We start from the raw sequence: 20,030 nt of genomic DNA, 5'->3' as shown, positions 1-20,030 counted from the left end.
GTGGACCCTCCACGTTAGGAGTGGTCGGGATGTACCGCTAGGGACAAAACGGGCACAACCTCAGCCTAGGGTGATCAAAACCTTGCGGAGGGTGGGAGATTTTGCCCACCCTCCGCACCATGGTCAAACTCCGGCGTAAGGAGCAAAACCGCAATTCAGGCTCAGGCCTGGCGCACGGCCTCGGCACCGATCTCGATCTTGACCTTCTTGCCGACGAGCACGCCGCCGGTCTCCAGCGCCTGGTTCCAGGTGATGCCGAAGTCCTCGCGGTCGATCTCGGCGGTCGCGCTGAACCCGATGACCTCCTGGCCCCACGGGCTCTTCGCGTGACCCTCGAACTCGACGTCGAGCTCGACCTCGCGCGTGACGTCGCGGATGGTCAGGTCTCCGACCAGCTTGAACTCGCCGCCGGAGAAGCCGGTCACGCGGGTGCTCTTGAAGGTCAGCGCCGGCCACTTCTCGGCGTCGAGGAAGTCGGCACTGCGCAGGTGACCGTCGCGGTCGGCCACGCCGGTGTCGATGCTGGCGGCGTCGATCTCGACCTCGACGTGCGACTGCAGCGGGTCCTCGGCGATGACGATGGTGCCGGTCGCCCTGGTGAAGCCGCCGCGGACCTTGCTCACCATGAGGTGCTTCGCGACGAAGCTGACCCGCGTGTGCGCCGGGTCGATGTCGAACTTGCCCGGCGTCGGGATCGCGACGCCGTTGTACTCGCGGGTGCCGACCGGTGCGGTCATGATGCCCTCCAGATGAGCTGTGGCGGAGAAGTTTGCTGAAGCAAATATACTCACGGCAGAGTCTCGTTTGTCAAGCTCTTCTGTTATAGACTGCCACTGTGACCGATGAGATGCTCGAAGATCCGCGAATCACCGCCATGGGCCTGTTCGTCGAGGCCTTCACCGGTGTGACCGCGCGTCTCAACGTCCAGCTGGCCGAGCACGGCCTCGGCAACGTCGACTTCGAGGTGCTGGTCAGGCTGGCCCGGTCGCCGGGTGGCGAGCTGCGGATGACCGACCTCGCGGCGCAGACCGGCCTGTCGACCAGCGGCGTGACCCGGGTCGTCGACCGCCTGGAGCGCGACGGCCTGGCGACCCGCCGCGCCTGCCCGACCGACCGGCGCGGCTCGTTCACCGTCGTGACGCCCGCCGGCGTGGCCAAGATGCACGAGGTCCTGCCGGATCACCTCGCGCTGATCGACACGTGGTTCACCGGCCGGCTGTCGCCGGAGCACCTGGCGACGCTACTGGATGGGCTCCGCACGATCCGCGACGCCGTCCGCCCCGGCGCCACCTCCGGCGTGGCGGACCCGACCCGCGCGGCCGAGGCGCACCACGCCGCGTGAACGGAGCGAAAGCGACCGGCAGGATCACCGGCAGCTTCTGCCGGTCCGAGGTCGTGAAACCCCCGCAAAGCCGCATTCCGGGCCTTCGACTTCGTTAGTGTCCGCCTCGGGGAGGCCCCACAGGGGACCGGCACGGACGAAGCAGGTGGGAAGGCAACACGCGCCCGGGGGGTCTTCGTCCGTGCCTCAAAGCCGAAGCCCTCGAAACACCCAAGCCTTCGAAGCGCCCAAACCCCGAAGCGCCCAAGACCTCAGACCTCAGAGCTCGGACGGCCCCAGCAGCGCGCGCTCCCGCGGCAGCAGCACCAGCCCGCCCCGCGCGCAGATCCCGGCCAGCTCGCCCAGCACCCGCTTCCGGTCGTCCGGCGGGGCACAGGCGGCCAGTGCGGCGAGCGCCTCCAGTACATCGCGGATGTCATCGCGACCGGCGAGCAGGTTCGCCGCGGATTCGAACGCGACCGCCGCCGCCGGCCGGTCTTCTCGCGCCAGTGCGAGATAGCCGCTGATCATCGCCGTGAACCCGGCGCTCCCCGGCAGCTCGGCCAGCTCGGCCAGGACGTCGGCCGCCTCCTGCGGATGCCCCGACTCGGCGAGCGCCTGCCCGAGCGTGCCGAGCGCCCGGACGTGGTGGGTGGGGTCGCCGACCTCCGCGGACGCGAACGCCGCCCGGCGGGCAAGCTCGACGGCCTCGTCGAAGCGGCGGTCCAGGCGCGCGACCTCCGCCAGGTTCGCCTGCGTGAGGGCCTGAACGCGGGCGTCACCGGCCTCGGCGGCGCGACGCCCGGCGCCGGCCAGCCGGCGGGCCGCGGTGGCCAGGTCGCCGGCGCGGATGTCGTGCCAAGCCAGGTTGTTCTGCGAGACGGCGATCTCGCGGATCCGGCCGGTCCGGATCGCCAGCCCGAGCATCGCCTCGGCGTGCCGGCGGGAATCGTCGGCGCCGCCGACCGCCTGCCAGATCCCGGAGAGGACCGCGCGCGCGGTGAGCTCCCCCGCGACGTCCCCGTGCCCGACAAGCACCTCGAGCGCCGACTCGGTCGGCCAGAGCTCGGCGAACCCCCGCCCGTGCGCCATCGCGAGCATCCCCGCCGCGACCTGCGCGGTCGCCCGGATCAACGGGTCGCATCCGGCGGTGCGCGGGTCGTCGAGCAGCCGCCGCAGCAGCTTGTGCCCCTCGACGTCCCGGCCCCGCAGCCGGCACCAGCGCGGGATCGCCCCAGCGAGGCGCAGCGCGATCACGGGTTCGCGGACGGCGGCGTACCGCAGCGCCGTCCGGATGTCGCTGTTGAGATAGTCCAGGCGCGACACGGCGGCGCCGCTGGCCGGCCCGACGAGGTCGGTCGCCAGCCGGACGGCGAGCCGGGTGATGACCTCGGCGTGCCGGATCCGCAGGGCGCGCAGCTCAAGGTGCTCGACGCTGCGCTCGGTGGCGAAGTCGCGGACCACGTCGAGAAGGCGGAAGCGCAGGTCGCCGGGGCCGCGGACGCTCACGAGGCCGAGCCCGACGAGCCGGTCGAGCACCGCCTCGGCGTCGAACCCGAGCAGCGCCTCGGCCAGCTCCAGCGACCACCGCCCGCGGAACATCGCCAACCGGCGGAGCGCGGCCTGCTCCGGCTCGTCCAGCAGGTGGTAGCTCGCGGCGACGGCGTCGCGGAGCCGCTGCCCGGCGGGGTCGGTGGCGGCGAGGTCGAGGACGCGGTTGCCGTACCGGGACAGCAGCTCCGGCAGCTCGAGGACCCGCCCGCGGGCGGCGGCGAGCTCGATCGCGAGCGGCAGCCCGTCGAGGCGCCGGACCAGCTCGGCGACCGCCGGGATCTCCGCGTCGGTCACCGGCTCGCGCCGCACCTGCCGGAGCCGGTCGAGGAACAGCGCGACCGCCGGCACGCGGCGCACTTCGGCCGAGGAGGCCGAGGTGCCTGAGGCGGGCGACGGCAGCTCCAGCGGCTCGACCCGCCAGTCGACGGCGCCGGGGACCACGCCCGCGAGCGGGCGCCGGCTGGTCGCGAGGATCTTCACCGACGGCACGCGGGCCCGCAGCCAGCCGATCGCCTTGACCGCGCTGCGGTGCGAGCGGTCGATCCCGTCGAGGACCAGCAGCGCCGGCCGGTCGGGCAGCTCCTCGGCGCGGGCGACCCCGAAGACGGCGGCGACCGCGGCGAACACGTCGGTCGGCTGGGACACGTCGGTGATCGTCACGGAGACCGCGGTGCCGCTGGTCGCGTGCGCGACGGCGTGGGCGAGGCCGGTCTTGCCGACGCCCGCGAGGCCGACGAGCGCGACCAGGTCGGCGTGCGCCAGCAGGTCGATCAGCTCGGCGACGTCGGCGTCGCGGCCGATCAGCGCGGGCGCGGTCGGCAGCGGCAGGGTCGCCGGGACGGCGGTGACGGTGCCGGTGAGGAAGTCCTCGCGGTCGGCGCCGACGAGGTCGAGGGCATCGGCGAGCAGCGCGAGGGTGCCCCGCTGCGGCCGCGCGACCCGGCCCCGCTCCAGCTCACGCAAAGTGCGCACGCCGAGGCCGGCCCGTCCGGCCAGCTCCTCCTGGGTCAGTCCCCGGGCCAGGCGGCGGGTCCGCAACGCGGCGGCGAACCCTGCCCCGGCGCCCCGCGGATCATGATCCGCAACTGGAGACATGTTGTGGAAGGGTACTAATCGGAGCCGCCTGGAAGTAGCCAGGCGTCGGAACTACGACGATTGTCTATGCGTTGGGCCGTCCGTGAGCGAGGGCATCTCGACCGTGAGGTCGTCCGATCCCGCATCGGCGTTTGCCGCTGTTGTACGACCATGCCCCGGCACATTGATCGGCTCTGCTTCTGTCCGTGCTGCCGCGGCCGTGCCCCCAGACGTGCGGTCCGGTGCTGCCGGCTTCGTGGCCTTCGCCCTCCGCCGCCCGCCCGTGCCCACCGGCTTCGTGGCCCTGGCCCCCGGCCGCCCGCCCGCGCCCAGCGGGTTCGCGCCCAGCGGTCCGAGGAACCTCGGCGCCCACCAGTTCCAGCTGTCGAGCATCGTCATGAGCGCCGGCAGCAGCAGCCCGCGCACCACCGTGACGTCGATGACCACGGCGACCGTCATGCCGACGCCGATCTCCTTCACCGCGACCAGGCCGCCGACGGCGAAGCCGAGGAACACGATGACGATGCAGATCGCGGCCGCCGTCACGACCGGGCCGGACTTCGTGATGCCGCGCAGGACCGCCCGGTTGGTGTCCGGGCGCTGGTCGTACTCCTCCTTGATCCGCGCCAGGAGGAAGACCTCGTAGTCCATCGACAGGCCGAAGATGAACACGAACAGCAGCACCGGCGTCGTCAGGTCGATGCCGCCCCAGGAGTCGAAGAAGAGCGGGATCTGCCCCCAGCCCCACTGGAACACCACAACCAGGACGCCGAGCGTGGCGATCAGGGTCAGCAGGTTCATCAGGACGGCCTTGAGCGGGATGACGACCGAGCCGGTGAGCATGAACAGCACCACGACGGTCACGACCAGCACGATGAGCGCCGCGATCGGCAGCCGGCGCGCGAGGGAGTCCTGGTAGTCGACGACCTCGGCGCTCGGGCCGGTGACCCACTTCGGAAACGGCGTGGGCATGGCCCGCACCTTGCGCACCAGGTCAAGGCCCTCCTGCCCGCCGACCTCACCCTTCGGGGTCAGGTCGAGGACCGTCCAGCCCTTGGGCACGTCGGGCCGCACCTCCTGGCGGAACACCTGGCGGGTGAGGTCCTTGTTGACCTGGTTCATGAACAAGCGGACGTCGGCGCGCTCGGGGCCGGCCTCCAGCAGCACGACCACGTCTTCCGGATGCTCGTCGTTGAACTTCTTCTGCAGCGCGTCGTAGGCCTGCCGCGCCTCGTTGCTGTGCGGCAGCGCCCGCGCGTCGGAGTTGGCGAAGTTCGCCCCGAGCAGCGGCGCCGCCAGCACCAGCAGGCCCGCCGTCACAGCGAGCGCGACCGTCGCCGGCGACTGCTGCGCCTTGGTGGCCAGCTTCGCGAGCAGGTCGGTCTTGAAGGTGAACCGGCCCTCGCCCGCCGCGGGGATCTTGTCCTTCGCGAGTGAGAGCAGCGCCGGCACCAGCGTGAGCGCCGCGACCGTCGCCAGCACGACGACGGCGGCCCCGCCGAGCGCGACCGCGGCGAGCAGCGGCTCGGCGAACACGGTCAGCCCCGCGAGGGTCGCCGCGACCGCGATGCCGGAGATCGCGACCGCCCGGCCCGAGCGGGCGACCGCCTCGACGATCGCCTCGGCCGGCTCGTGCGTGAGCCGCTCCTCCCGGAAGCGGGCGACGATGAGCAGCGAGTAGTCGACGGCGAGCCCGATCCCGAGCAGCGTCACGACGTTCAGGGAGTACTCGCTCACCTTCGTCGCGAAGCTGAGCACCAACAGCAGCAGCAGCGACCCCGTGACCCCGACGACCGCGACCGCGAGCGGCAGCCCCGCGGCGACCACCCCGCCGAAGATCAGCACCAGCACGACGAGCAGCGCGACCAGCGCGATGCTCTCCCCGATCGCGAGGTCCCGCACCGACTGCTCGCCGAACGCCCGCTCCGCGATCTTCGTCCCGCCGACCGTCACCTTCGGCGCCTCGATCAGCTTCAGGCGCGCCTTGACCTTGTCCTCGAGCTGCTCGCGGGCCGCCTCACCGAGCTTCGGGTCGAGCTCGACCCGCACCGTCGAGCTCATGTTGTCGGCGCCGATCTGCCCGCCGGGGCCGTTGTAGAGGTCCTTGACCTCCTTCACCCCGGCCATCGCCTTGATCTCCTGGCTGGCCTTGGTGACGCTCGCGTTGAGCCCCGGGTCGTAGACGTCCTTGCCCTCGATGACGGCGATGACCATCGACCCTTCGGGCGCCAGCTCGTCGATGCGGTGCTGCGCGATCGCCGATTCGCTGTCGGCCCGGTTGGTGGTCGTGGTGGCGAGCCGGTCGAACAGCGCGCCACCGAAGACCGCACCGGCCACGGTCACAGCCAGCCACACCCCGATGACAGGCCACCGGTAGCGGTCCATGAGCGTGCCCAGTTTCGCGAACATCGCAGTATGCAAGCACGCCCGCGCAACTCGACGAAATCCCCCGTCCCGCCACCGCTCCCGTGATCCGGAAGACTTTTTTGCCGCCATGGCGGCGACAGGTTTACCGGATCACGGGAGGGCGGTCAGAGACCCAACGACCGGGAGATGATCATCCGCTGTACCTCGGACGTGCCCTCACCGATCTCCAGGATCTTCGCGTCGCGCCACATGCGGGCCACGGGCGTCTCGTTCATGAAGCCGTAGCCGCCGTGCACCTGGGTCGCCTCGCGGGCGTTGGTGACCGCGGCGTCGCTGGCCTGCAGCTTCGCGATGGCGGCCTGGCGCTTGAACTCCCGGCCGTTCACCAGCCGGGACGCCGCGTCGTAGTAGGCCAGCCGGGCGGTGTGCGCGCGGGCCTCCATGTCGGCGAGCTTGAACTGGATCGCCTGGTACTCACCGATCGCCTTGCCGAACGCCCGGCGCTGCTTGGCGTAGGCCACCGACTCGTCGACGCAGCCCTGGGCGAGCCCGACGCCGAGCGCCGCGAACGCGACCCGCCCCTCGTCGAGGATCTGCAGGAACTGCGCATACCCGCGGCCACGCTGCCCGAGTAGGTTGGCGGCCGGCACCCGGCAGTCGGAGAAGCTCAGCTCGTGCGTGTCGGAGGCGCACCAGCCGACCTTGGAGTAGCCGGGCTGCACCGTGAAGCCGGGCGTGCCGCTCGGCACGATGATCGAGGAGAGCTCCTTCGAGCCGTCCGGGTTGACCCCGGTGACGGCCGTGACGGTGACCAGGGCGGTGATGTCGGTGCCGGAGTTGGTGATGAATGCCTTCGAGCCGTTGATCACCCACTCGCCGGTGGCCTCGTCCAGCACCGCGCGGGTCTGGGTGCCGCCCGCGTCGGAGCCGGCACCCGGCTCGGTGAGGCCGAAGGCGGCCAGCGCCTCGCCGGTGACGAGCCGCGGCAGCCAATGGGCCCGCTGCTCGTCGGTGCCGAAGCGGTAGATCGGCATAGCGCCGAGGGAGATGCCGGCCTCAAGGGTGACCGCGACGGAGGAGTCGACGCGGGCCAGCTCCTCCAGGGCGACACAGAGGGCGAAGTAGTCGCCGCCCATGCCGCCGTGCTCCTCCGGGAAGGGCAGGCCGAAGAGGCCCATCTTGCCCATCTGGCGCACGATGTCGTACGGGAACGCGTGCCGCTCGTAGTAGTCGCCGATGACCGGTGCCACGACGTCGTTGGCGAACTCGCGGACGCTGTGGCGGAGGGCCTCGAGCTCCTCGCCGAGGGTGAAGTCGACCATGACAATTGCCTCTCAGACAGGCGTGACGCCGTGACGTCGGCGGGAGAATTGGCGGTCTTTCCCGGTGGCGGCGGCGAACCGGCGGGCCACCTCGTCGCGCAGCGCGTCCGGCTCGACGACCGTGTCGACGACCAGCTCGCTGGCCAGGCGCATGATGTCGATGTCGCGCTCGTACTCGGCCCGGGCCGTGGCGACGAACGCGGCGCGCGCCTCGTCGTCGGGCAGCGCGGCGATCTTGTTGGCGTAGACCGCGTTGACGGCCGCCTCCGCGCCCATCACGGCGATCTTGGCGGTGGGCAGGGCGATGGTGGCGTCGGGCTCGAACCCCGGGCCGGCCATGGCGTAGAGGCCGGCCCCATACGCCTTGCGGACCACGACGCAGAGCTTGGGCACGGTCGCCTCGGAGATCGCGGTGATCATCTTGGCGCCGTGCCGGATGATGCCCTGCTTCTCCACGGCCGAGCCGACCATGAAGCCGGGGACGTCGGCCAGGAAGAGCAGCGGCACGTTGAACGCGTCGCAGAGCTGCACGAATCGGGTCGCCTTGTCGGCGGAGTCGACGAAGAGCACGCCACCCTTGAACATCGAGTTGTTGGCGACGACACCGACGGGCCTGCCGTCGATGCGGGCGAAGCCGACGGTGAGCTCCCGCGCCCACAGCGCCTGGATCTCGAAGAACGAGCCCTCGTCGACCAGGCCCTTCACGAACCGGCGCATGTCGAAGGCCTGGCGCTCGCTGGCGGGGATCTCGGGCAGGCCGGTGGCGTCGGCCGCCTCGGCGACCGGCGCGGGCTGCGTCCAGTTGGACGGCAGGTAGGACAGGTAGCGCCGGACCGTCCCGATCGCCTCGGCCTCGGTCTTGCACAGGAAGTGCCCGACGCCGGACTCCGCGCAGTGCACCCGTGCGCCGCCCATCGCCTCGAGGGTGGTCTTCTCGCCGGTGACCATCTCGACCATCCGGTCGGAGCCCAGGTACATCGACGCGTTGCCCTCGACCATCGCGACGACGTCGCAGAAGGCGGGGATGTAGGCGCCGCCGGCGGCCGACGGGCCGAACAGGGCGCAGGCCTGCGGGATGCTGCCGCTGGCGCGGACCTGCGTGTGGAAGATGCGCCCGGCGCCCCGCCGGCCGGGGAAGAGCTCGACCTGGTCGGTGATGCGGGCGCCGGCGGAGTCCACCAGGTACACCATGGGGACGCCGGTGTCGTAGGCCTTCTCGATGATCCGGATGATCTTCTCGACGGTGCGGGCCCCCCAGGAGCCGGCCTTGACCGTGGAGTCGTTGGCCATCAGGCAGACGGGCCGGCCGTCGACGGTCGCGGTGCCGGTGATGACGCCGTCGGCCGGGAGGCCTTCGGCCAGCACGTTGGCGAAAATCCCGTCCTCGACGAAGGTTCCTTCGTCGACGAGCAGGGCAACCCGCTCACGGGCGAAGAGCTTGCCCCGGGCGGCGTTGGCCGCGTGGTACTTCTCGGCACCGCCGGCCTCGACGCGTTTCCGAAGACCCTCCACCATGGCGCGACCTCCGCGTCAGCAACCTGAACGATCGTTATGCCTAACGATCGTTCAGGTTAGCCGAAGCGGAGGTCAAGTACCAATGGCTCGTCGGGCACGGGTCGGTGTGCGCCCGGCGTGGCCCCGGGTCCCCCTGCGGATCAGAGGGACCCCGGCACCGGTGTCAGCAGGAGTACGCGACCGCGCCGCCCTGGCTGGAGGCCTGCGAGAAGCCGAACAGGCTGATCGCGTTGCCGCTGATGTTGATCGGGACCTGCAGCGTGGTGTCGAACTGGTTCCCGTTCAGCAGACCGGCGTTGTAGCCCGTGGTCCAGTCGCTGCAGGAGCCCTTGACGGCGACGGCGCCGCCGCCGTTGCTCGAGCCGCCGCCGTTGCCGCGCCCGTGGTGGCCGTGGCCACGGCCGTGGCCACCGTTGCCGGCGCCGTTGCCGTAGCCGCCGTTGTCGCTGCCGTTGCCGTTGCCGTAGCCGCCGTTGTTGTTGCCGTTGCCGTAGCCACCGTTGTTGTTGCCGCCGCCGTTGCCGTAGCCGCCGTCGTTCGCGGTGCCGGTGCCGGCGCCGTTGCCACGGCTGTGCTCGGAGGAGACCTTCTTGGTCTTCACCTTGCCGTGCGACGCGGAGGCGCCGTGCGCGCCCATGTTGCTGGCGTTGCCCGAGGCGTTGTTGTACGCGCCCGGGTTGCCCTGGTGGTTGCTGTTGCCGTAGCCACCGTCGGCGTCGTCGTCACCGTAGCCGCCGTTGCCGCCACCGTTGCCGTTGTCGTCCCAGTCGTCGTCACCGTAGCCGCCGTTGCCGCCGCCGTTGCCGTGGTGGCCGTGACCGTGCCCGTTGCCGCCGCCCCAGCCGGCACCGTCGCCGTCGACGGCGACCGCGCCGCCGCCGCAGGAGGCGCTGGAGAAGCCGAGCACCGCGATCGCGTTGCCGCAGACGTTGATCGGCGCCTGGACCGTGGTGTCGAACTGGTTGCCGTTGAGCAGGCCCGCGTTGTAGCCCGTGGTCCAGTCCTCGGTGGTCGCGCTCTCGGTGGAGGCGCTCTCACCCTTGACCGCCCAGGCACCGCCGGCGCTCTGCGCGCTGGAGAAGCCGAACACGCTGATCGCGTTGCCGCTCAGGTTGACCGGCAGCTGCAGCGTGGTGTCGAACTGGTTGCCGTTGAGCAGACCCGCGTTGTAGCCCGAGGTCCAGTCCTCGGTGCGGTTGCCGACGCTCTCGGTGTAGTCGTCGTCGGCGGCGTAGCCACCGTTGTTGTTCCCGGCGTAGCCACCGTTGTTGCCGCCGTTGCCGCCGTGCCCGTGACCCCGGCCGTGGCCGTGGCCGTGCCCGTTGCCCCGGCCCTTGTCGGAGGCCACGCCGCCCTTGACGGCGTACGCGCCACCCTGGCTCGACGCGCTCGAGAAGCCCAGGACGCTGACGGCGTTGCCGCTGACGTTGACCGGCACCTGCAGGGTGGTGTCGAGCTGGTTGCCGTTGGCGACGCCCGCGTTGTAGCCGGTCGTCCAGTCCTCGGTGGTGGCGCTCTCGGTGTCGACCGCCGCGGCGCCGCCGCCGCAGGACGCGTCGGCGAAGCCGAGCACCGCGATCGAGTTGCCGCAGACGTTGACCGGCAGCTGGAGGGTGGTGTCGAACTGATTGCCGTTGAGCAGGCCGGCGTTGTAGCCAGTCGTCCAGTCGGCGTGCGCGGCCCCGCCCGAGATGAGCAGGAAGCCCGCGGAAAGCACGCCCACGTTGAGCGACTTACGAACCCACGTCTTCATGGTGAAAGTGAGACCCTTCGGTAGGTGTTTCTGTTCAGTGCTGCTTGCGTGGGCGCGGATCGGAGCCGCAAAGCTGCGTGCGGGCAGGCTCTGCCCGGCTCCGCCCTGTCGACGTGCGCCCGGATGGTGCGTGTTCGGTGTTGCGAGATGCCGCGATGTGGTCGATGCGGGTCTACGGACCCCGGCTGGCTCCGGCTCGGCCCGCTTCGCTTCGCGTCGGCTGGCCGGCCGGCCTCAGTCGGGTGAGACTGTCGGCTCCTCGGCTGCGAGCAGCCGCAGCTCGGCGTCGTCGACCGCATCCAGCCTGAAGGTGACCACCTTCGTGCCGGCCGGAGCGGCGGGCAGCGTGGCGGCGGCGCCACCGTCGTGGTTGAGGCCCGAGCCGGTGCCCGGGGCTCCCGAGGTGATGCCGACCGCCGGTGCCGGAACGGGCGCCGGGCGGGGCAGCAGCGGCACGTGGTGCGTACCCTGCGCTTCGGTCCGGTCCGCGACCGGATTCTCGTGCGTGGCGTCGCCGGCGTCGAGCCGGTCGAGCTGACCCATGGCACGGGAGACGACGACGCGTGTCGAGTCGACGCCGGCACGGGAGGTGCCGGTCGCCGCGGCTACGACGTCGCCGGGTGACCCGACGCCGACCGGCTCGGCCTGGACGGCCGGCTCCTGCGTCTGCGTCTTGCGGGTGATCGTGATGCCGGCCTTTGCCGGCCTCTTGGTGCGTGAGTTCGTGGCGCTCGACGCGTTCACCGTCGTCAAGCGGGGCATCTTGGTGGAGACCGGAGTGGCGGCTTTGCCGGCCGCCGTGTCCGTGACCCCGTCGGTCGCGGCCAGGACGGTGCCCGTCACCGGTCGCAGGACGGTCAGCACCGTCCCGGTGAGCAGGTCACCCCTCGACTCGTGCGGTGACACCCCGGAAACCACACCGGTGGACCCGATGTGACCGAAGGTGCGCTCACCGGCAGGGGCGTGACCACCAGCGCCGTGACGGCTGCCGCCGGCGCGGAGGTCGAGCAGGTCGAGTCCTGTCCCGCCGCCCCCGGTGACCAGGTTGGTCACCGGCGCGATCAGAGAGGCCCCGGACGCGAAACCGTCCGAGCCCGACGACTCCGAGGCGTGCGCCGCCGACGCCGACAGCAGCCAGGCCACGCCGGCGAAACCGGCGACGACCAGACCCTTGACGGCGAGACGGGCAGCAGACCGGGCACAGGGGGCCGTGCGCGGGTTGCGCTCGCTCCTCGACCGGGCCATGGCTGCCTCTCAGTACGGGCTCATTGCCGGGCGGGTCGCCCGACATCTGACTGTTTCCGTACTGAGCAACGAATCGTCCCGGCCGGGGACACGCCACTATCCCGGCGAATCGGGCACAAGTGGGACAGTGGGCGTCAGAAAGGGATTCGCGGACCGGCCTTGAGCACGCCCGATGGCAGCTCCCGCCCGACGATCTCCTGCGCCATCGCCGCCGCCTCGATCATCGCCTTGAGGTCGATGCCGGTGTCGTGGCCCATGTCGTGCAGCAGGTGCACGACCTCCTCGGTCGCGACGTTGCCGGTGGCTCCCGGCGCGTATGGGCAGCCGCCGAGCCCGCCGACGCTCGCGTCGAACTCGGTGATCCCCAGCTGCATCGCGGTGAGGATGTTGGCGAGGGCGGCGCCGCGGGTGTTGTGGAAGTGCAGCAGCAGCGGCAGGTCGGGGTGGCGGTCGCGGACGAGGCCGACGACCTCCTGCACGCGGCGCGGGGTGGCCATGCCGGTCGTGTCGCCGAACGCGACCCGGTCCGCGCCGTCGGCGACCACCCGGTCGACGATGCCGGCCACCCGCGCCGGGTCGATGTCGCCCTCGAACGGGCAGCCGAAGCTGGTGGAGATGATCACCTCGGCGGTGGCGCCGGCGCCGTGCAGCAGCGCGATCAGCGCGGCGATGTCGTCCAGCGACTCGCCCGTCGACCGGTTCACATTGCGCTGGTTGTGCGTCTCGGACGCCGACACGACGACCTCGATCTCGCCGAAGCCGGCCTTGAGCGCCCGCTCGGCGCCCCGCGAGTTGGGCACGAGCGCCGAGTAGTGCACCGCGGGGTTCTTGACCGCGGCGGCCCACACCTCGTCGGCGTCGGCCATCTGCGGGATCGCCCTCGGGTGGACGAACGACACCGCCTCGATCCGGCCGACACCGGTCGCGGACAGCGCGTCGAGCAGCCGTACCTTGGCGGCGGCGGGAACGGGCTCCTCGTTCTGCAGGCCGTCGCGGGGCCCGACCTCACGGATGGAGATGAAGCTCACCGCGCACCTCCTGGGCGCATCCGGCTCACGATGCCGGTGTCGTAGTCGCCGGAGAGGAACTCGGCGTTGTCGAGCAGCTCGGCGAAGAACGGCAGGTTGACCTTCGGCCCCACGACCTCGAACCCGGCGACGGCGGCCCGCAGCTTCGCCAGCGCGTCGGCGCGGTCGGTGCCGTGCACGACGAGCTTCGCCATCAGCGAGTCGTAGTTGGGCGTGACGACGTTGCCCGGCCCGTACCCGGCGTCCACGCGCACCCCGTCGCCGGTCGGCTCGACCCAGGTCGTGATCGCGCCGGGGCCGGGCAGGAAGCGCTTCGGGTCCTCGGCGTTGACCCTGACCTCGACGGCGTGGCCGGTGACGCGCAGCGCCGCGGGGTCGAAGGTCGGCGCGAGGCCGGACGCGACCCGCAGCTGCTCCTCGACCAGGTCGACGCCGAACACGGCCTCGGTGACCGGGTGCTCGACCTGCAGGCGCGTGTTCATCTCCAGGAAGAAGAACTGCCCGGAGGTCGGGTCGAACAGGCACTCGACGGTGCCGGCGTTGCGGTAGCCGACCGCCTCTCCCGCCCGGACGGCGGCGGCGAGCAGGTCGGCGCGCTGCCGCGGGTCGAGGGCCGGCGACGGCGTCTCCTCGACGAGCTTCTGGTTGCGCCGCTGCACCGAGCACTCGCGCTCGCCGAGCGCGACGACCCGGCCGTCGGCGAGGCCGAGGATCTGCACCTCGACGTGGCGGACGCGGGGGAAGTAGCGCTCGATGAGCACCGAGCCGTCGCCGAACATGCGCTCGGCGAAGCCGCGGACCTTCTCGTACTCCACGACCAGGGCGGCCTCGTCGGCGGCGACCGCCATGCCCATGCCACCGCCACCCGCGGCGGCCTTCACCATCACGGGGAAGCCGATCGAGGCCGCGGCGGCGACGGCGTCCTCGACGGTGGCGGCGGGGTCGGTGCTGCCCGGCGCGACCGGCACGCCGGCGGCGGCCATCAGGTTCCTGGCGTTGATCTTGTCGCCCATGGCGGCGATCGCGTCGGGCCCGGGGCCGACCCAGATCAGGCCGTGCTCGGTGACGGTGGCGGCGAAGGCCGCGTTCTCCGACAGGAAGCCGTAGCCGGGGTGGATCGCCTCCACGCCGGTCGACTTCGCCGCGGCCAGGATCGCTTCGGTGTTGCGGTACGACTGGGCCGGGTTGGCCGGGCCGATCAGCACCGCCTCGTCGGCCTCGCTGACGAAGGGCAGCCCGGCGTCGGCCTCAGAGTGCACGGCGACGGTGTGGATCCGCAGCCTGCGCGCGGTGCGGATGATCCTGCGGGCGATCTCTCCGCGGTTGGCGACGAGCAGCGAACTCAGCATCCGAACCGTCTCCTGTGGATAACTCTGTGGGTTAACACGTGACTGGCCTGTGGATAACCCTCAGAGGGTCACCCTTGCAGCGCGGAGAGTGTCGCGGCGCGCAGCAGCTCGGCGCGGCGCGCCCGGTCGACCTCGCCGCCGAGGAACGGCGTGGAGTTCATCAGACCGAAGGCGGCGTGGGCGAGGACGCGGGCCTCACCGGCGTTGAGCTCGCCGCGCAGCGCGGTGAGCGTGCTGACCCACTCCTCGACATAGAGCCGCTGCAGGCGCCGGATCTGCCGGCGGGGCTCCTCGGGCAGCCGGTCGAGCTCGTGCAGGTGCAGGGCGATGACCGCCGGGTTGGCGAGGGCGAACTCGACGTGGAAGTCGACCAGCGCGGCGAGCGCGGCGGCCGGGTCGTCGGACGCCTCGGTGATGCGCTTCTGCCCGCCGTCGAGCAGCTGCTCGCTGACCGGGATGAGCGCGGCCGCCAGCATCGCCTCCTTGCCGGCGAAGTGGTGGTAGAGGGCCGGGCCGGTCACGCCGGCCGCCGCGCCGATGTCGTCCATCGACACGCCGTGATAGCCGCGGGTCGCGAAGAGCCCGACGGCGATCTCGAGGATCTCCTCCCGCCGTGAACGGCGGCGTTGTCCGGCAGGCCCGGCACCGCGGGTCTGTGCAGGTGGGCGCACGGCCGATTGCTCCAGCGTCATGGGAGCCGAGTGCTCCGGTGTCACGGGAGCTGATCGCTCCGGCGTCATGGGAGCCGATTGCTCCAGCGTCATGGGGAAAGCCTAACCTCGTGTGAAGACAATTGCTGAACGGTCGTTAAGTTTGTCACTGCCCGAGGTGGAGCTGGCGGATCTCGGCGGCCTCCTCCGAGCGATCCATCGCCTCCAGCGCCTCGGCCAGCATCCAGGCCGCGTTCTGCCCGGCCTGCGAGCCCGCGGGGGCCGTGCCGAGCACCGAGCGCAGCAGCGGTTCGGCGGGTGCCGGGTCGCCGGAGCGCAGCAGCAGCTCGGCGTGCAGCAGGTCGGCCTCGAGGGCCTCGCCGAGCGCGCCGATGCCGCGCAGCACGTCCGCGGCGCCGCGGACCCGGGTCAGGGCCTCGTCGCCCTGGCCGGCGCCGAGCAGCACCCGCGCGGCGTCGCAGTCCAGCATCGCCCGCTGCCAGACCAGCCACGGCTCGGACGGATCGACCGTCTGGCTCAACGAGCCGGCGAGCGCATCGGCCTCGGCGAGCGCGGCAAGTGACTCCTCGCCGCTGCCGGCCCAGCGCAGCGCGAGGGCCCGCATCCGGCGGTTGTACAGCTCGGCCTGGACCACTCCGGCCGCCCCGAACGCGTCCGCGGCCGCGCCGAACCGCTCGGCGGCCTGCGCGTCGCGGTCGGCCCGGTAGAGCAGCTGGGCCGCCTCCTGCAGCATCCGGCCCCGGGACTGCAGATTGTCGAACCCGTCGAGGTTGCCGGCAAGCGTCTCCAGCAGCGCGAGCGCCTGGTCGGGCTCGTCGAGCTCCCGGTAGATGCGCGACAGCAGGTAGCGGGTGCGGTCGGCGTACTCCTGGGCGCCGATCCGGTCGAGCACGTCGATCGCGCTCTCCGCCGCCTCGGCCGCGTCGAGCGGCTGCCCGGCCTGGTCGTAGGCGTTGGCCAGGTCGAAGCGCAGGATCGCGGCGGGCCCGTCCTCGCCGTGCGCGACGTGGTCGGCGATCGCCTCGACGAGATCGTCGACCGCCTCGGCCGGGTGCCCGCCGGCCAGCCTGGCCCGCCCCCGGCCGACCAGCGCCGACAGCCGCGGGTCGCGCTCGACCGCGGCGGCGAGCGCGGCCTCGAACGCCGCCACCGCGTCGTCGAACCGCTCGAGGTTGGCCAGCGCGTGCCCCTGGATCAGCGCCGCGAGCGCGACCGGCGGCGGATCGCCGAGCCGGCCATACTGCTCCCGGCAGTCGGCGGCGGCCGTCACCGCCTCCTCGAAGCGCTCCAGCACCAGCAGGCACCTGGCGCGCCGCCCGGCCAGCTCGGCCCGCAGCGCCGGGCGGGCCGGCCCCTCGGCGACCGCGGCCTCGACCGCGGCGAGAGCGTCGTCGAGCCGGTCGAGCGCCAGCAGCGGATACTCGAGTCGCAGCCGCGCCTCGGCCCGGGTGTCGGCGTCGCCGATCGCGACGATCCGCTCGGTGACCTCGGTCAGCCGGGCCAGGACCTCCTCCTGCCGGTCCTCGGCGTCGGGGGCGAGCAGCGCGCGGGCCTCGGCGATCAGCGCGCTCCGCTCGTCGCCGAGCTTCCGGTAGCCGGCGGCGGCCTCCAGGAATGCCGCCTCGGCCACCTCCGGCTCCTCGTCGACGCCCGCCATCCGCCCACGGCCCTCCACCCGCCGGACCGCCAGCGCGGGCTCCGGGTCGTCGGCGAGTTCGTCGAAGCGCTGCCACGCGGCCCGTGCCTCGGTGAAGCGGTACTCCTCGAACAGCTCCTCCGCCCGGTCGAGCAGCCCCGCCGGGTCGGTCGGCAGCGGGCGCGGCGGGCTGGAAGCGCTCGCGGGGGCGGGCACGGCGGCGGTCCGCAGCGTGCGGGCCACGGCGCTGAGCGGCAGGTGGTCCACGAGCGGCTCGGCGTGCAGCCGGGCCTCGATGAGGTCGCCGATGTTGGACGTGCCGTTGCGGGCGTCGAAGCGCGCCGCCAGGGCCCGTGCCCGCGCGGCGAGCCGCTCGGCGAGCACCGGCGCCGGCAAGCCCCCGGCGGCGCGCCCCGAGACCGGCAGGCCCTCGTCGCCTTCCCTGGACGCCGCGGCCCCGGCGCCTCCGCCTGCCGGCGCGCCTCCGGCGGCCCGCTCCGACGCCGGCACCTCGGTGATCACGACCGTGGCGTCGAGGCGGCTGAGCAGCAGCGCCGCCGCGGCGGAGAACCACATGTCGGCCTGCGGGTGCGGGGCCTTGTCGAGCCAGCTCAGGTGCCGCTCGACGATCTCCAGGCCCCGGGTCTCGTTGCCGGTCCGCGCGCAGAACACCACGTGCTCGCCGATGCGCTGCAGGTCGGCCAGGTTGCCCCGCAGGCTGCGGTAGGCGCGGCGGTGCGCGTCGGCGGCCTCCGTGAGCCGACCCGTGCGCAGATACGGCACCAGCAGCGACGTCAGGATCGACTGCGGCTGCTCGGCGCAGGTGAGGTGGCCGGCGAGCACCGGCTGGGCGAGCGCGACCGCGGCCTCGTCGTCGCCGGCCGACACCAGGTGATACACCTTCGACGTCGGGTCGCAGCCGACACAGTCGGAGTTGTCGTCGCGGGGCGTCGCGCACCACTGCTCATACCACTCGTCGGCGGCCGGGTCGCCGACGTGCGCGGCCACGGCGTGCCGGTAGGAGTAGACGGCCTGCAGGCTGTGCCCGCCGGCGCGGAAGCGGCGCTCCATGTCGTCGAGCACGTCCTGCGTGCGGCCGAGCGGCACCTCCGGAAACTTCAGCAGGCCCGACACCATGTACTTGAACTGCCACAGCAGCAGGCTCTCGGCGTGCCGGTCGAAGCGCTCCGGGTGTGCGTCGTACTCCGCGCGGCACCACGAGAACGTCACGAACGACTTCGCCGTCTCCCCGCCGTGCACATACGCCGTCGTGGCCTGCATCCGCGCCGCGAAGCGCAGCTCGTCGAAGCCGCCGGCGTCGGCGTGCTGCACGATCTGCTCGACCAGCGCGATCTGGCCACTGCCGTAGGGCATGTGGTCGGCCTCGCGCAGCAGGGCCCAGAGCTCGTCTTCAGTCTTCATGCGCGACCGCCTTGTTGAGCAGGCCCAGGAATGAGCTGTTGAGCAGCGCGGCGTCCGCCGGCCGCAGCGGATGGTGGCCGAGCAGCAGCGCCTGACCGTACAGCCCCTCGACGGCGAGGCGCACCAGGTCCTCGTCGGCGAGCTCGCTGACCCGGCGGACCAGCGGGTTGCGATGGTTCAGCACCAGCTGGGGCCGGTCCTGGTCGTCGGTGCGGGCGAGGGCGTCCAGCACGTCGGCCCACACCTCGTCGACCCGCTCCCGGGTGGCCCGCAGCTCGGCGGCGAACGCGGCCGACCGGTTCACCAGATACATGGCCGGCATGCCCGCCGGGTCGAACGCGCGCAGGACGACCTCGCAGCCGAGCCGGTCCATGGCACGCTGCGCGCGGGCCACGAACGGCCGCCGGGCCAGCTCCAGCCCCGGCTCCAGCGCGTCGAAGTGCGTGGTCAGGTCGCTGGGCTCGACCCGCTCGATCAGCGCGCCCGGCTCGATCAGCGGCAGCCGCTCGATGAGCTGCGCGTCATACACATAGCCGGCGTTGACCACCGGCATGCCCTGCGCCGCCGCGACCGCCCCGATCTGGCGGAACTCGTCGACCTGCACCGTGTATCGCACGAGGCCGTGCTGGGCACGGAAGTCGGCGAGCGTCATCCGGCCCGCGTTGGTCTCCATCGGCCACCAGCGCTCGACCAGGCGCAGCATCTCGTCGTCGTGCACGGCGAGCGCCTTGACGCCGAGGTGGTGGATCTCCAGGAACTCCGTCAGCCGCCGCGGGTCGCGGGTGGCGAGCCGGACCAGCCAGCCGCGCAGCTGGTCACCGAGCGCCTCGCGGGTCGACTCGAGCAGCTGGTCCTCATAGAGCGCCTCGCGGCTCGCGGTCGGGCGCAGCTCGCCGGCGTCGAACACGCACCGCGCGAAGAACGCCCACTCGGGCAGGACGCCCTCGGCGCCCTCGGCGAGCAGCATCCGCTTGAGATAGACGCGGTGGCCGGCGCGGGCCGCCGGGTTGGCCGGGGTGGGCAGCACGAACGCGACCCCGGTCAGCCCCGCCTCGGCCACCGACAGCTCCACGACGTCGAACGGGGTGAACCCGAAGACCTCACGGCAGTGCGCGACGAGCCGCTCGCGCCGGTTGTCACCGCCCGCCCGCCACGGCAAGCCGTCGCCGGTGACCTGGACGTCGCCGACCTCGACGGTCACCGGCAGCAGCGACCCGTAGAGGGTGGCGAGCTCGGTCACGGTCCGCCGCAGCAGCCACTGGTCGGCGTCGCGCCGGGGCACCAGCGTCACGGTCGTGCCGACGTGCAGCCGGTCCTCGCCGGCGGGCGCGACGCTGTAACGGCCGTCGGCGAAGCCGCGCCACAGCACCGTCGGGCTGCCTTCCGCCCTGGTCAGGACGCGGATCTCGTCGGCGACGAGGAAGCAGGAGAGCAGGCCGATGCCGAACTGGCCGAGGAAGTCGTGCCGGGCGAAGCCGAAGTCGTCGCGCTTGGAGCTGCGCCCGATCGTGGCCAGGAACTGGTGGACCTGCTCCTCGGTCAGGCCGATCCCGGTGTCGGACACGCGCAGGGTGCCGTCGCCGGTCACGTCGGGCGGGTCGATGCGCACCCGTGCCGGTGCCGCCGGGTCGAGCGCACGCCGCGCGGTGATCGCGTCGACGGCATTCTGGAGCAGCTCGCGCACATACACGCGCGGGCTCGCATAGAGGTGGTGGCTGAGCAGGTCCACGACCCCGCGCAGGTCCACCTGGAACGTCCGATCCACGCGCGCAC

General features: G+C 72.3%; 13 protein-coding genes. 1 reads left to right on the top strand and 12 read right to left on the bottom strand.

Features of this window, described 5'->3' with window-relative positions; all coding sequences use genetic code 11:
* Positions 1–161 precede the first annotated feature (161 nt).
* Positions 162–737 carry a YceI family protein gene (locus tag ACFY3L_RS32195; RefSeq protein WP_389332436.1) on the bottom strand — a complete coding sequence of 192 codons (576 nt, stop codon included), beginning with the start codon at positions 735–737 and terminating at the stop codon, positions 162–164.
* A 98-nt stretch (positions 738–835) separates the two neighbouring features.
* Here ACFY3L_RS32195 and ACFY3L_RS32190 point away from each other — a divergent pair, with 98 nt between their 5' ends.
* Positions 836–1,342, top strand: a complete 507-nt coding sequence (locus ACFY3L_RS32190) for a MarR family winged helix-turn-helix transcriptional regulator (protein WP_389332433.1) — start codon at positions 836–838, stop codon at positions 1,340–1,342.
* A 258-nt stretch (positions 1,343–1,600) separates the two neighbouring features.
* Here the strand turns inward: ACFY3L_RS32190 and ACFY3L_RS32185 are convergent, their stop codons facing one another.
* The 11 genes from ACFY3L_RS32185 to ACFY3L_RS32135 all read right to left on the bottom strand — a co-directional run bounded on the left by ACFY3L_RS32185 (position 1,601) and on the right by ACFY3L_RS32135 (position 20,022).
* The gene (locus tag ACFY3L_RS32185; RefSeq protein ID WP_389332430.1) at positions 1,601–3,970 is read right to left on the bottom strand and encodes an ATP-binding protein; all 2,370 of its coding nucleotides are present in this window, start codon (positions 3,968–3,970) and stop codon (positions 1,601–1,603) included.
* A gap of 51 nt (positions 3,971–4,021) precedes the next feature.
* The gene (locus ACFY3L_RS32180; protein WP_389332427.1) at positions 4,022–6,358 is read right to left on the bottom strand and encodes an MMPL family transporter; all 2,337 of its coding nucleotides are present in this window, start codon (positions 6,356–6,358) and stop codon (positions 4,022–4,024) included.
* Between the two features lie 122 nt (positions 6,359–6,480).
* A complete protein-coding gene (locus tag ACFY3L_RS32175; protein ID WP_389332424.1) occupies positions 6,481–7,638 on the bottom strand; it encodes an acyl-CoA dehydrogenase family protein in 1,158 nt (385 codons plus the stop codon).
* A 12-nt stretch (positions 7,639–7,650) separates the two neighbouring features.
* Positions 7,651–9,153 (bottom strand): acyl-CoA carboxylase subunit beta, encoded by a 1,503-nt coding sequence (locus ACFY3L_RS32170; protein WP_389332421.1) that lies wholly within the window; start codon positions 9,151–9,153, stop codon positions 7,651–7,653.
* A gap of 163 nt (positions 9,154–9,316) precedes the next feature.
* A complete protein-coding gene (locus tag ACFY3L_RS32165) occupies positions 9,317–10,906 on the bottom strand; it encodes a chaplin family protein (RefSeq protein WP_389332418.1) in 1,590 nt (529 codons plus the stop codon).
* Between the two features lie 234 nt (positions 10,907–11,140).
* Positions 11,141–12,151, bottom strand: a complete 1,011-nt coding sequence (locus ACFY3L_RS32160) for a hypothetical protein (protein WP_389332415.1) — start codon at positions 12,149–12,151, stop codon at positions 11,141–11,143.
* 134 nt (positions 12,152–12,285) lie between these two features.
* On the bottom strand, positions 12,286–13,179 hold the full coding sequence (locus ACFY3L_RS32155) for a hydroxymethylglutaryl-CoA lyase (RefSeq protein ID WP_389332412.1): 894 nt from the start codon (positions 13,177–13,179) through the stop codon (positions 12,286–12,288).
* Complete coding sequence (locus tag ACFY3L_RS32150; RefSeq protein WP_389332409.1) at positions 13,176–14,528, bottom strand: acetyl/propionyl/methylcrotonyl-CoA carboxylase subunit alpha; 1,353 nt, start codon at positions 14,526–14,528, stop codon at positions 13,176–13,178. Before ACFY3L_RS32150 ends, ACFY3L_RS32155 begins: the two co-directional genes overlap by 4 nt.
* Positions 14,529–14,596: 68 nt before the next feature.
* The gene (locus tag ACFY3L_RS32145) at positions 14,597–15,220 is read right to left on the bottom strand and encodes a TetR/AcrR family transcriptional regulator (RefSeq protein WP_389332406.1); all 624 of its coding nucleotides are present in this window, start codon (positions 15,218–15,220) and stop codon (positions 14,597–14,599) included.
* A gap of 124 nt (positions 15,221–15,344) precedes the next feature.
* Positions 15,345–18,257, bottom strand: coding sequence for a hypothetical protein (locus tag ACFY3L_RS32140; RefSeq protein ID WP_389332403.1), 2,913 nt, complete (start codon positions 18,255–18,257; stop codon positions 15,345–15,347).
* Positions 18,247–20,022 (bottom strand): HSP90 family protein, encoded by a 1,776-nt coding sequence (locus ACFY3L_RS32135; protein WP_389332400.1) that lies wholly within the window; start codon positions 20,020–20,022, stop codon positions 18,247–18,249. Before ACFY3L_RS32135 ends, ACFY3L_RS32140 begins: the two co-directional genes overlap by 11 nt.
* Positions 20,023–20,030: the final 8 nt, after the last annotated feature.

This window comes from Dactylosporangium sp. NPDC000521 (assembly GCF_042898305.1).
Classification (GTDB): Bacteria; Actinomycetota; Actinomycetes; order Mycobacteriales; family Micromonosporaceae; genus Dactylosporangium.
This window is presented reverse-complemented; position numbering and strand designations above follow the sequence as displayed.